Below are 12629 nucleotides of genomic sequence, written 5' to 3' on the forward strand. Positions count from 1 at the left end.
TAAGCCCCGCTACTAAAAAGTAGCGGGGTTCTATTTTTCACTTGTTATTAAAGGCTTAACCTTCTCTTTATTTCCGTACGGGTGAATCCTGACTTTTTGAAAGGATGCGCCTCAGTATTGAATACGTATTTTTCCAATGTAATATCCGGGTTGCCATTAAACAGCAAGTAGAAATATTTCATGGTTTCCGCAAAAAAGAAGGTGGGTAATTCGTTGTTCTGCTTCATGGTGCGTACGTCTGCCACAGAAGAAAACGCAATATCTGTTTTGCAGTATTTCAGCATGTCTTTATAATACTGTTGCCCCATTTTCAGGTATTTCGGATTTTTCGTATAGTTGTGCAGGTACCAGGCAGACTCAATAATCTCCGGATTCAGGTCGTACACCGGGTAAGTGGGTTCTTCCTTTTTATAATCGTAGATCATTGGTTCCAGGCCGTATTTATTCCACAGGCCGTTCCAGGTATCCTGGAAAGTTTCGGCTCTTTTGAAATCACCTGTCAGCGAGATGAGTGCGGGCCAGAATGCATCATATAAAGTAACAGACGATTTGGTTTTTTCTCCGGTATCCATATTTACGTGGCCATACCACACACCGGTGTTAGTTTTTTCCGGAATATATTTATTGATGGCCGCAATGCTCTTATCCCAGATAGGCTTGAGTTGCGGATCTTTAAACAGTAACCAGGTTTTCAGCAGGTATTCAAAGTAAGAATCTGCGCCGGCGCCAATGTAGCTGTTGCGATCTTTCCATTCGCCTGTTTCATTGTTGATCACTTCCCCTACAAGATCTATTTTTGAGCGTTTATTCCAGATATACAGGTTTGCTTTTTTAGCTGCCTGGTAGTATACCGGATTTTTGGTGTAATAGCTTAGGATACCCATTTCAAACATATAGGAGGCAGCTTCTGCTGTGTTGACTTCTGCTCCTTTGGTTTCACCTGTTTTCAGGTTTACCCAGTAGTAGGGGATACCGGTAGGGGAGTTAAATGCTTTCAGCATCCGGTCGCCGAAGTCCTTTGTTTGCGCCAGTATCCGTGGATCCTGGGTATATTCATACATACAAAGCAAACCGCCGAGTACCCGGATATTTACTTCAAATGTTTTTACAAAAATATCTTTATCGAAGCTGACGCTGTCTTTGATATATTGTTCTACTTCTTTGGCAAAATCATCCAGCTTCATCACTTTCATAGTGCTGTAGGCATCAATGGGTGAAATGTGCAGGGATTCTTTATACCAATCGGAATTTGTTTTAGTGAGTGGTAATAACACGTCATGTCCCCAGGCATACTGTTTATAAGCAGTCCAGGATCTTACAAATTCATCTTTTACATTTTGTGCGGTAGGCTCGTTGCTTTGCTGTGCGTATGCGGAACAGTACAGTAAACAGGCAGCAGCGGCGCTCAATAAATACTTCTTCATGTTGTGCGATGTTTTTTTGGTGACGATACCTGCTACAGGTATATCAGCGGATTATTGCCATTGTTGCCACCTCTGCAATGATAAATGCGGTGGTGGATATTGTTGGGATGGGTACGGTTCAGTGACAAGTCGGTACTGAAATAGCGCATGGTGTAGCCGGTGCGGCGGGTATCACTGTTGTTGGCGTTAGCGCCGTGAATGATCCTGGAATCATGCAGCGAGTAATTGCCTTTTTGTAATTCGAACCACACAATTTTGTCTTTCGCTATTTTATCTTTTATTTCTATGTTGAATATTTTATGCTGGTTATTGGCGATTTCCTGGTATTCTGAAAAGCCATTTTGATGAGATCCCGGTAATACGCCCATGCAGCCATTGGCTTTGGTAGCCTGATCAATGGCCAGCCAGATAGTGACAATATTATCGAATTTATCGAAACGACCTTTCCAGTAGGCGCTGTCTTCATGCCAGGGCGTATTCTTACCGGTTCTGGGTTCTTTGCAGATGAAATGGCTGCTCCATAGGCCAATGTTAGGACCAATGATCTTTTCCACTACATCGAGCACTTCATCAGCCAGGAGAAATTCAAATAGCCGGTCATCTTTATGATGGGGAACATCCAGTTCATCGGGTTGTAACTCGCCGCGGTTTTGCAGGTGTTCTTCAAAAATATTGAACAGGCGATTGAATTTATCGTCGCTGAATAGTGGTCTTCCTGGTAGCAGGTAGCCGTTTTCTTTGAAGAAGCTGACTTCCTGTGGTGAAGGTATTTGTGTCATGTTAAAAGATTTTCAGTTAAATAGTTTTTCATAAATAAATTTAGCTCCCACTGTATGGCTACGGGCGCCCTGGTAAATGGTATTGCCGGCAAATAAGGCGTAGGGCCAAATTCGCAGGTAATAGTGATGCTGGTTTTACCCTGTTGGCGGTGATGTTGTACCAGTTGTTTCCACCATTGCATATGTGCCTGTAGTGCCGACTGGAATTCACTGGCGGCGGGGTGTGATACTTGTGGGCCCTGCTCATATCCTACGCGGGCATGGAGGTGTATGCAATGTGGTATCACCTGGTCCATGAAAGCACTTTGTTCTTCGAGCAATGATTCGGATACCACGCACCAATGTGAAAAATCTGCAGTGAGCAATAGTGATGGAAATGCTTCCAGGTATTGCGCGGTGGCAGTGGTACAAAAGCTAAACCTGCCACGATGAATTTCGTGTGCTACCGGTATTCCATATTGCTGTGATAAGCCTGCTGCTGCCTGCAGGAAGGGAAGATTTTGTGCCACGCTATAGTAGTCCTTCCCTGTATGACAGTTCACCAGTAAGGGTTGCAACTGCAGGATCTTTTCCAGTTTAGTGGTATAATCTTCCAACAAGGCGGCAGGTGTAGTGCCTTTCGCATATGGATGTTGTGCCAGCAGTAAAAGGCCATATTGATCACATAACGTGGCGGCTTGTTCATATCCTGCTTTATTGGGATCGATGGCCAGTTCTATGCCATGATACCCAGCTGCTTTAATTTGTTGTAATGCCGTTTCGAGCGGCAGGTGTCCCATTCCCCAGTATGGACAAAAGAATTTTATCTCCATTGAAAATCGTAAAAAAACGCGGTTGTATTGCCCAATAAAAGTAGTGGGAAATACTATGGTAATTACGATGTTTTATTGCTGTATTATGATTAATTGTTACGGTAGGACGACTTTATACAATTGTCTGATGTTGCCGCCTGTATTGAGAAGGGGTGAGGTGATAAATGTCGCGGAATGTTTTGTAAAAATGACCGAGGTTATTGAAGCCACAGTCGCTGCAAATAGTTTTGATAGGTACGTTGGTAATGGATAATTGTTTGGCCGCAAAATTCATACGCAGGGTGGTGACCAGGTCGCTTAAGGTTTTATCATAGTATTTGCGGACCATGCGGTTTACATGATCAATATTGCGGCCGCAGAGTTCTGCAAATCCGCGTGGGCCCTGGCTGAATAATTCGTTGGTGAAAAAGTCCTGTATAGCATTTGATAGCCAACTGGGAATTTGCTGATCATCAGAAACGCTATCGTTGCCATCTACCAGGCGGAAAATGAGCAGTAGCAGGCTATCGAGGTACAGGTGCGACTGTTGGAATTTCCATACACGTTCTGCATTTTGGGAAATAGTTTTTATTAGTGCCATATCCAGCGTGGTTTGATAAGGCAGGAAGTTAGTGGACCAGAAATAGCTGTGACTATCTGCGAAGTAACGGTCACGCAGATGCGAAAGTGTGTCCATGGAGAAGGCCAGGTTCATAATGGTAAGGCCTTGTTTACTCCCTGTAAAGGTGTGTTGGTCATCTGGTCGCATCATCACCAGGTGTCCGGGTTTCAGGGTGGATTTTTGCCCGTTGATCAGGTGCGTGCCACTACCGGCTTCTACCCAGAATATTTCGGCATAGTCATGATTATGCATGGAAAGATCCTGCCGTGAGTGGATTTTTACCCTGGCAAGATGGAAAACCTCCTTGTTGCTAATGAAATGTTTGAGAAGAAATCGCCGCACCATTTATCAAATTAAGCAAATTAATGGCAGAGTGCAAAAGCAGAAAGCAGAAAGCAGAAAGCAAAAAGCTATTGTAGTGGTTGACCATAGCGAATAATTATACGCTTTACTCACTCGCTACAATAGCTTTTTGCTTTCAGCTTTCTGCTACTTCAGCACACCGCTGTGCATCTTGTAGCCAATAACAGGGGTGAATGTGCCAGTAGCAGGATTGAACACCTGTTTGGTTCTGACAATATCATACCATGTTTTTCCTTCTGCACATAGTTCCCAGTACCTTTCTTTCCATACTTCGGTACGGAAAGCATCTTTGTTTAGTCCGGATAGTGGGGCCAGGCCTGCGCGGCTGCGGGGTGCCTGTTTCGTGAATGGTTACGCCAGGTAGTGGTGTGTTGTTTTCATCCATTACAATACCTTTTATTTCACGTAGGTCCGATAACGTTTTGGCACATACGAAAACAGGCAACACGGCCAGTAGTGCGAATGATAGCAGTGTTTTGTAAACAGCTGACTTTTTTCGGTTCATAAAGTGGTGATTAAGCGGATAAATGTTAATGTTTATGCAATACAGTTCTGATCAAGTGATTAGCTTGTCACGTGCGTTGGTGTTGGATAATAAATGGATGTCAGGCCATACTGCTGGCGGAGTGGGCAGGGTTGTTACCTGGTACCTGCTTCATAACGTTGTTGATTTACTTAGCAAAAGTATCCGTTCTGTTTCACGCAATGGCGACGTATTTTTATCATATAATGTACGTTCTTTACGTTTTAACGATGTGCTCAGGGTGAGGTGATAACTGGTGGCGGAAAAAACGCTCCCTGAATAATAACTACCTATTATTCTTTTTTGTAGATTCCCTTCCGGAAGGAAGCATTTATTCTACTTATTTAAACCCATGGTCATGAAAATCAGGAAAAGTTTTATAGTAGTGGCGGCACTATTGGCGGCTGGCACACTATGCTCACTGGCACTACCCCAGGAACCTGAAAAGGCGCAAAATTTGAAAGTATTGCCTAAAAACATCAGTCATGAAGAACTGATTACCGTGATGCGCGGTTTCAATGCGGCACTCGGTGTAAAATGTAATTTCTGTCACGAACCACGGAAAGACGATGCCAAAAAACTGGATTTTGCCAGCGATGCAAATCCGCATAAAGGCACTGCGAGAGACATGATGCGGATGACCAAACGTATCAACAAGAAATTCTTCAAGGCTACCGAAGTAATGGCAGTAAGCTGTTATAGCTGTCATCATGGGGATGAAAAACCCAAGATCAAGCCTGATCCTGCGCCGGAAGGAGCGAAGTAGTTCCTGAGAGCTAAAAGCAGAAAGCAGAAAGCAAAAAGCTATTGCAGCGAATAATTAAAGCGTATAAATATCCGCAATGATCATCCGCTGCAATAGCTTTTTGCTTTCTGCTTTTTGCTTCCACTCATATATTATTTTTTTAATCTATTAGCGCTTGCTCCGGAAAATTCAGTATCTTTGCCCCCGTCTGTTGAGTTAAAAGCATAAAGCACAGAAATATCTATTCTCTCCAGTCCGGAAATCTTTTCTTTACTGCTCTCCTCAATTGTGATAACGCTAAAGATGAAGAAGCGTTATTTTATATTCATTACATCAGATATATCAACATGTTATTTGAGCAATTAGGGCTTATTGAGCCTATTTTAAAAGCAATAAAAAACGAAGGCTATACCACGCCTACTCCCATACAACAGCAATCTATTCCCATTGTACTGGAAGGTAAAGACCTGTTGGGCTGCGCGCAGACAGGCACCGGTAAAACGGCCGCGTTTGCTATCCCCATTTTACAGTTATTATACAATAGCAAGCCAGCCACCCAGGGCTTTAAGCATATTCGTACACTGATCCTGACTCCTACCCGGGAGCTGGCCACACAAATCGATGAGAGCTTTGGTGCCTATGGTAAATACACCGGTTTAAAGCATGATGTGATCTTTGGTGGGGTGCCGCAACACCGTCAGACTATTGCCCTGCGCAACGGTACCGACATCCTGATAGCTACGCCCGGTCGCCTGCTGGACCTGATGAACCAGGGCTATATTTACCTGAGTCACCTGGAAATGTTTGTGCTGGATGAGGCAGACCGCATGCTGGACATGGGTTTTATCAATGATATCAAGAAGGTAATCCGGGAACTGCCGCAACAGCGTCAAACCCTGTTCTTCTCTGCTACCATGCCGCCAAGTATCGCGCAACTGGCCAATTCCTTACTGTATAAGCCTGAAAAAGTGACCATCACGCCGGTATCTACTACCGCTGAAAGAGTGGAGCAATCGGTTTATTTTGTGAAGAAGAAGGATAAGCAGTCGTTGCTGGATCATATTTTGAAAGATAAGCGCATTGAACGTACCATTGTATTCACGCAAACCAAACACGGTGCCGACAGGATTGCCAAAAACCTGAAGAAGCGCAATATCAACGCCGATGCCCTGCATGGGGATAAGTCGCAAGCTTCCCGTCAGAATACCCTGAACAACTTTAAAAACGGTCGTCTCCGTGTATTGGTCGCCACCGATATCGCTGCCAGGGGAATTGATGTGGATGCGTTGGAACACGTGATTAATTATGATTTACCGAATGTTTCCGAAACGTATGTACATCGTATAGGCAGAACCGGTAGAGCAGGTGCAGCGGGCTACGCCCTCTCTTTCTGTGATACTGAAGAAAGACCTTACCTGCACAGCATCAATAAACTTACCCGGCAAGTTATTCCATCGGTGCCGCATCCTTTTGAAGAAGCAGCTATCATGGAAGCCAACGCCGTTAATCCTGATATGCCCAAAGCAGAACCAAGAAGGCCTAAGCCAAGGAATAGAAAGAAAGGACAGGTAGATAAACGGGATAGAACGTTCTAACGAATTTTGCCTGGAAACAGGATTAGACTGATTTTTATTTTAAAAGATAAAGGGAAGATGTAAGCAATTATCTGCTTATATCTTCCCTTTATCTTTTAAATCTTACGTCTGCCCTAATTACTATATTTACGCTCAAATTGTGCGTGTATGGATAATACAATATTTATCGCAGCGGCTCTTAAAGAGGATATTGGCAATGGCGACCACTCTACACTAGCCGCTATAGATAAGGCGGCAAAAGGGAAAGCAGTACTAAAGATAAAACAAGATGGCATACTGGCCGGAATTACACTGGCACAGGAAATATTCCATTATCTCCAACCCGGGGCAACATTTACCTTATACAAAAAAGATGGCGACCACGTACAGAATGGTGAGATAGCATTTGAAGTAGCTACCGATGTGCATACCATACTAATGGCCGAAAGGCTGGTATTGAATTGTATGCAACGCATGAGCGGCGTTGCTACCCTTACCAATCAGTATGTAGAAAAAATAAAGAACTATAAAACCAAAATATTGGATACACGGAAAACTACCCCGTTGTTTCGCGTGTATGAAAAAGAAGCAGTACGCCTAGGCGGCGGCACCAACCTCCGTATGGGCCTCTACGATATGGTGATGCTCAAAGACAATCATATTGATTTTTGCGGCGGCATTGAAAAAGCTATTGAAAAAACGGTAGCCTATCTGCAAACAAATAATTTGGATTTAAAAATAGAAGTAGAGACCCGCAACCTGGATGATGTAAAACGCATATTGAGTGTGGGTAATATACATCGTATCATGCTGGATAATTACGACCTGCCCACGTTAGCCGAAGCTGTGCAATTGATAGGTGGTAAATATGAAACAGAAGCATCAGGCGGCATAAATATAAATACGGTAGCAGACTATGCGGCTACGGGAGTAGATTATATATCGGTAGGTGCAATAATAAACCATGCTGTAAGCATGGACCTTAGTTTAAAAGCGCAATTGGTATAAATGAGCATTATTCAGCAAAAAATAGAAATAAGTATCATCAATCTAATCCTGTAGCCAGACAAAAAATCGCATTATATTACTTCGGCTTTGAGTTTCCCGGCTTTAATAGCTTTCAGAAATTCGCTATAATCTTTCTCTGTCTGATCCGCATAAGCTACTGCAAATTTGCCAATGGCTTCATCTGCGATATCGGATTTTCCGAGGTAGCCACTGATCACATCCCCGGGACCTGTTTTAGCATGAGCCCTGGCTAACACCCTGCCACAGAGACCTGCGTAGGCAGCCATTACCTCTTTATCGAAATGTTCTACATCAGGCGCTATTTTCCGGTCTCTCAACTGGCGTAAATAGAAATGCCTGTTTTCCATGCCGGTGCTCCAGCCCAGGAACATATCGCTGGCTGCCTGCACAAGCCGTTGTCCCTGTACGATACGTTCGCCGTTATGCCGGTATTTACTTTTCTCTGTATAAGCTTCTAAAACGCTGGTTCTGGCTTCTTTTACCTGCATAAACAGCGGTTCATCTTTGGCATTCATCAGCAGGGCAACAAGGCAACGCGTGCCTACACTACCCACGCCCACTACTTTAAGCGCAATATCGATAACACGATATTGGCTGAAAAGAAAACGCCGGTCATCCTGCAGGGTGTCCAGGTATCGCCCGAGGAAATCATGCACCATTTTCTTTTGTTTCACCAGGTCAATAGGATGATAGATGAGCGGATGCTGATCCTGGATTTCGAAGTTACCCAATACACTTTGGGTGATTTTATAAAATACTTTTTCGGGTGTGCTTTTCTGTGCCTTGTCCATGGCGTCTCTCAGCATGGTCTTCACCTTTTCACTGCGCGCTTTGTTGAGCAGGTCCTGCATTTCAAACTTCATGTACCATAGGTCAAGGGTATTCATCTGCGCATATTCTGCCATAGCGGTTCTATAGGCGAGCACCAGGTCTATGGCCATTTGTTTTGCATCTGTTTCGCGCATATTATTATGCCGGGCTGCGAGCACAAAGCTGGTGGCCAGTCGTTTGATATCCCATTCCCAGGGAGCGGGTAATGTTTCATCAAAGTCGTTGGCATCAAAGATAAGGTTACGCTCAGGTGTAGCAAAGCCTCCGAAGTTCATGAGGTGGCAATCGCCCATCGCCTGTACCTGTAGCGACGTATGTGGCAGGCTGGAAAGATCGTGCGCCATAATATCCGCAGTGCCCCGGTAAAAGGCAAACGGGGAAACACTCATCCGGCCGCATCGAATAGGAATCAGGTCTGGTACCCGGTCGTGATTGGAGGCATTGATGGCCTGTAAAATAGTGGGGCGTTTAGGAGATAGGGTAAAGTCGCCCTGGGAGGTCCGGGGCACCTGGTCCCTGATTTTTTTACCCGGGTTGGGGGAGATGATAGCCATATAAAAGATAATTAAGCATCAAACGTAAAACAGGCGGAAGTTGTTTTTAAAAGATACGTTTTTCATCGCATTTTAATGTAAACGATTGCAAAAGTAAGATTTGGTAAATCGGCTTTTTTATTTTAGGTTTGGTTAAGAGACACTAAAATTATTTAACCAAGACAGTATTGAAACGTTACACTTGTTACATGTAATATCAACCAATAGCAGTACGTAATGAAGTTATTTTTTGCGCGATAGAAAATGTTCACTTGTCGTTTTACCTGAATTCCATTTACCATAAAACAAGTACATCATCAACCGGTTGATCTGCAGGAAATTGCTGTAGGTATACTGATCATCGGAAAGTTTTAATTTTTTATCCTTCATTAGTTATCGCTCTTTTTTTACTTGTCTTATTAACAGGAGAGTGCTTTTCATCAAAATTATCACATTATGGATAAGCGCCCTGTTCCTACATGGAAATACCTATTGTCGTAGTAGCACGACAATAAGATTTCGAAAGAAGAGTTACCGGAGCTACTGCATAAGGCACGAGAGAAGAAGGATATGGAGATGCTCACCATCGTGCTGAAAGAGCAGTGGGAGGCTGTTGCTGATAACAGTGACACCGACCAGAATAACAATGCCGCTGCCTGTAACGACAACGGATAAACGTAAAGATATTGCACCTGGTGTAACGGGTGGTATATTGGTGCTGGCAAATGGCCAGAGGATCCCAGAGGGCAGCGTCGCCAATGGATGGCTGTACAGGGGAGCGCCAGGTTACCAACCAGGGGAAAATTTATTTATAATGCCTCCCGCGGGAATAGTGAACAACTATTTAACACGGTAATAACCCCAAGAAGCAAACAGTATCAGCTGGTATTGGCTGATGGAAGCAGTGTTTGGCTAAATGCTGCTTCCTCTGTTCGCTTTCCGGCCGCCTTCTCCGGCGATGCCTGAAGAGTAGAAATCGCCAGTGAATCAACCCTTTTGTTTTTGAAGAATGGTGGCTTTAACGTGATCCTGTTTCACAATGATGCCTCTTTTTCTTTTGCGGAATACCCGGAATCCACGCATGATCCGCGCATTGGATTTATGATCCGGCAGAATGATATGGGGAATAACAGCAACCCGTATCTGACCGTGAAAGTAAATGCCAATGCGGCGGCAGCTTGTTGGGATATACAATAAACGTTGATAGGAGCAAATACATGTTGAGAGCAACCGGGCATGCTAATATTGGTGTGCCCTTTGTTTTTATAGAGGCAGAAGGTTACTTTTGACGTGACTGGGCCCTGTACTATTAGCGTATATGCTTTACAGTTGTACTGCTTCTGTTCAACATTTATCAGGATGATTTCACAAGATAAGATCTATTGGTAGTTCCAAAGAAAGCCGGATGGCCTGGCTATTAATATGATAGATTTTTCGATATATTAACTATATTTGATATGTAAAGGACTATGAAAAAACTTTTCCGTAATTTTAATCGTAAATAACGGAGGACCAATCCATTTAGCCATTACCCTAAACCGATCCTTATGGACCAACAGCATTCTATGGACCACTACTGGCAGCGCCTGCGTGATATAGGATTTACAGAAGAAGCGATTGCGATGTACAAGCAACAGATGGAACAGGCGATCTCACATGATAAAGACTGGAGTGAACAAATGAATACATTCGCTGAGAATATAAAGCAGTTTAATCAAATGTTTTCTGGTGATGATGCAGATGTGAACGATGCGGAGGATGAACCACTGCAGGTGGTGCTGAACCCTGCTACCCGCCTGAATGCGGCGGAGCAGTGGGCAGTGGCTTGTGGCGCTGATATTGCGTTTTTAAACCGTCAGTTCCTCAATGATGTTACTACGGGTATGGATAAATATGTTTGCCGGGAACAGTTGTCGGAGTGGTGGGAAATAGACAGTGCAGAAGAGTTGCATGAAATGATTGCCTGGCTGCAGGAGAGTGGACATCGCATTGAGTACGATATTATATGGCAGGCCATTAATACCGTGTCCATGAAAGAAAGCAAGGCATTTTTGAAGGAGTACATTGCTACTAGTCCATTGGAGCAGGAGGTGGTGATGAAGCGTTTGCGGAATACCCGTGATGCGCTGGACCTGTTCCGGGAAAGAAAGCTGATTGATAAGGATTTACAGCCGGATATGCTGATCTGGGATTTTGGCCGTATCATCAATTTAAGCCGTGCAGGCTATGATGCAGGATATATCAGCTATGAGCAGGCCCTGGAATATATTATGTGGGGTATGCCGCTGATTAAGCGCACCTATAGCTCCTGGAGGCATCTTTCTTTATCGTACCAGTTTGCCCGTTGTGTATGGAATGGCATCGAGATGGCCAGCATTGAGGCCTTGTATAATAATATGGAATACCTGCTGGTGGCGCCGGATAGTCCCTGGAAGGTATTATCATTCAGCAACACCGAGCAGTTATCTTAGTGTGCGGTGATCCTGTTTAGCTCAATATCTTTCAGGTGCGGCAGGAGATGTTTAGGCAGTAAAGGGCTGTCGAAGGCCAGATCTACAGAGGCTTTCTGGAAGTCTTTTACTTTTGTTACCCGATGAAATATTTCAAAGAGCGCAATAGGCTCTTCATTAAAGCTCACACAAGTACTCACGAAGTTCAGTTCATTAATAGCGGGTCCGTTTTTTTTCAGTTTGTCTTCCACATCTTTTATTCTTCCGATGAAATGACGTTGACGGATAAACGTAGTACTGTTCATAATAATGAAGATGTAGTTGGCATAGGAAGTTATTTTGCCATAGTACATATGATTGTCTCTCCCGGTACGCTCCACGAGGTATTCATCTCCTGATTTATAAATTTCCAAGGAAGAGCGCCAGATTCTTTCCGGTTCTTTTTTTCCCGCTTTTAGTGGCAGGTTGCGGTTATAACAATACCAGTATCCTACCAGGTGATCGAGCAGGGCTTCGTTGGTAGCGGCCAGCGGAATATTGATCTTCAGCTCATGAAAGGGGAATAGTTCCGTTGCGTTGTTGATAAAGTCGATGTAGCTGTCGAACCCCAGCACTACCGCAATAATATTGAGTTTGGAAAAGTTGGGGCTGCTGATGGAAGCCAGTGCGGTATTGTTTTTCGCTGCTTTTAATTTACGGATAACGAGGTGTTCGTAAAAGTAATTATCGCCAAAAAAGGGAGGCGGGCTACTGATTTTCTTTTGGCGTTGCTGTTTTTCAATAGCGGTATTGAATTCTGTTACAATAAAGCTCCATTCTGTTTTTGAAACATCTTCCCAACTGAGCTTTTTAAGATATTGATGCGCCATATAATTCATTAAGCGCTCCAGGTTAAGCAATTCTTCCTTACTCATGATAATACGATTATAATACGGAAATAGGTCGCTGTAAGATAGGCAGAATAC

Annotated in this window: 12 protein-coding genes; 5 read left to right on the forward strand and 7 right to left on the reverse strand. The window is 43.8% G+C overall.

Annotated elements, in window-relative coordinates:
- Positions 1–47: 47 nt before the first annotated feature.
- The 5 genes from J7623_RS18480 to J7623_RS31775 all read right to left on the reverse strand — a co-directional run bounded on the left by J7623_RS18480 (position 48) and on the right by J7623_RS31775 (position 4294).
- Positions 48–1424 (reverse strand): glycoside hydrolase family 47 protein, encoded by a 1377-nt coding sequence (locus J7623_RS18480; protein ID WP_291923067.1) that lies wholly within the window; start codon positions 1422–1424, stop codon positions 48–50.
- Positions 1425–1456: 32 nt separating this feature from the next.
- Positions 1457–2203 carry a phytanoyl-CoA dioxygenase family protein gene (locus J7623_RS18485; RefSeq protein ID WP_291923069.1) on the reverse strand — a complete coding sequence of 249 codons (747 nt, stop codon included), beginning with the start codon at positions 2201–2203 and terminating at the stop codon, positions 1457–1459.
- A complete protein-coding gene (locus J7623_RS18490) occupies positions 2200–3015 on the reverse strand; it encodes a sugar phosphate isomerase/epimerase (protein ID WP_291923071.1) in 816 nt (271 codons plus the stop codon). The genes J7623_RS18485 and J7623_RS18490 overlap by 4 nt, the downstream gene beginning before the upstream one ends.
- Before the next feature lie 112 nt (positions 3016–3127).
- Positions 3128–3961 (reverse strand): helix-turn-helix domain-containing protein, encoded by an 834-nt coding sequence (locus tag J7623_RS18495; RefSeq protein WP_291923073.1) that lies wholly within the window; start codon positions 3959–3961, stop codon positions 3128–3130.
- A 144-nt stretch (positions 3962–4105) separates the two neighbouring features.
- On the reverse strand, positions 4106–4294 hold the full coding sequence (locus J7623_RS31775) for a RagB/SusD family nutrient uptake outer membrane protein (protein WP_366839402.1): 189 nt from the start codon (positions 4292–4294) through the stop codon (positions 4106–4108).
- 566 nt (positions 4295–4860) lie between these two features.
- Here J7623_RS31775 and J7623_RS18505 point away from each other — a divergent pair.
- From J7623_RS18505 to nadC, 3 genes are all read left to right on the forward strand, one after another.
- On the forward strand, positions 4861–5268 hold the full coding sequence (locus J7623_RS18505) for a c-type cytochrome (RefSeq protein ID WP_291923077.1): 408 nt from the start codon (positions 4861–4863) through the stop codon (positions 5266–5268).
- 326 nt (positions 5269–5594) lie between these two features.
- Entirely contained in the window at positions 5595–6842 is a 1248-nt protein-coding gene (locus tag J7623_RS18510) for a DEAD/DEAH box helicase (protein WP_291923078.1), read from the forward strand.
- 147 nt (positions 6843–6989) lie between these two features.
- Positions 6990–7829 (forward strand): carboxylating nicotinate-nucleotide diphosphorylase, encoded by an 840-nt coding sequence (gene nadC, locus J7623_RS18515; protein ID WP_291923080.1) that lies wholly within the window; start codon positions 6990–6992, stop codon positions 7827–7829.
- 71 nt (positions 7830–7900) lie between these two features.
- Here nadC and J7623_RS18520 read toward each other — a convergent pair whose 3' ends face one another.
- Positions 7901–9235 carry a DUF2252 domain-containing protein gene (locus tag J7623_RS18520; RefSeq protein ID WP_291923082.1) on the reverse strand — a complete coding sequence of 445 codons (1335 nt, stop codon included), beginning with the start codon at positions 9233–9235 and terminating at the stop codon, positions 7901–7903.
- A 975-nt stretch (positions 9236–10210) separates the two neighbouring features.
- Here J7623_RS18520 and J7623_RS18525 point away from each other — a divergent pair.
- Together J7623_RS18525 and J7623_RS18530 are read left to right on the forward strand one after the other, a co-directional pair.
- Positions 10211–10411: a hypothetical protein gene (locus J7623_RS18525; protein ID WP_291923083.1), complete on the forward strand. Its 201-nt coding sequence runs from the start codon at positions 10211–10213 to the stop codon at positions 10409–10411.
- A gap of 350 nt (positions 10412–10761) precedes the next feature.
- Positions 10762–11685 carry a DUF1266 domain-containing protein gene (locus J7623_RS18530; protein ID WP_291923085.1) on the forward strand — a complete coding sequence of 308 codons (924 nt, stop codon included), beginning with the start codon at positions 10762–10764 and terminating at the stop codon, positions 11683–11685.
- Here J7623_RS18530 and J7623_RS18535 read toward each other — a convergent pair.
- On the reverse strand, positions 11682–12578 hold the full coding sequence (locus tag J7623_RS18535) for a hypothetical protein (RefSeq protein ID WP_291923087.1): 897 nt from the start codon (positions 12576–12578) through the stop codon (positions 11682–11684). The genes J7623_RS18530 and J7623_RS18535 overlap by 4 nt on opposite strands.
- Positions 12579–12629: the final 51 nt, after the last annotated feature.

The sequence above is a fragment of the Chitinophaga sp. genome, assembly GCF_017745275.1.
GTDB lineage: Bacteria > Bacteroidota > Bacteroidia > Chitinophagales > Chitinophagaceae > Chitinophaga.

What these genes read in the sequence shown, in the direction of transcription:
- J7623_RS18480 (WP_291923067.1), bottom strand. Translation starts at nt 1,424, where the DNA reads ATGAAGAAGTATTTATTGAGCGCCGCTGCTGCCTGTTTACTGTACTGT.
- J7623_RS18485 (WP_291923069.1), bottom strand. Translation starts at nt 2,203, where the DNA reads ATGACACAAATACCTTCACCACAGGAAGTCAGCTTCTTCAAAGAAAAC.
- J7623_RS18490 (WP_291923071.1), bottom strand. Translation starts at nt 3,015, where the DNA reads ATGGAGATAAAATTCTTTTGTCCATACTGGGGAATGGGACACCTGCCG.
- J7623_RS18495 (WP_291923073.1), bottom strand. Translation starts at nt 3,961, where the DNA reads ATGGTGCGGCGATTTCTTCTCAAACATTTCATTAGCAACAAGGAGGTT.
- J7623_RS18505 (WP_291923077.1), top strand. Translation starts at nt 4,861, where the DNA reads ATGAAAATCAGGAAAAGTTTTATAGTAGTGGCGGCACTATTGGCGGCT.
- J7623_RS18510 (WP_291923078.1), top strand. Translation starts at nt 5,595, where the DNA reads ATGTTATTTGAGCAATTAGGGCTTATTGAGCCTATTTTAAAAGCAATA.
- nadC (WP_291923080.1), top strand. Translation starts at nt 6,990, where the DNA reads ATGGATAATACAATATTTATCGCAGCGGCTCTTAAAGAGGATATTGGC.
- J7623_RS18520 (WP_291923082.1), bottom strand. Translation starts at nt 9,235, where the DNA reads ATGGCTATCATCTCCCCCAACCCGGGTAAAAAAATCAGGGACCAGGTG.
- J7623_RS18530 (WP_291923085.1), top strand. Translation starts at nt 10,762, where the DNA reads ATGGACCAACAGCATTCTATGGACCACTACTGGCAGCGCCTGCGTGAT.
- J7623_RS18535 (WP_291923087.1), bottom strand. Translation starts at nt 12,578, where the DNA reads ATGAGTAAGGAAGAATTGCTTAACCTGGAGCGCTTAATGAATTATATG.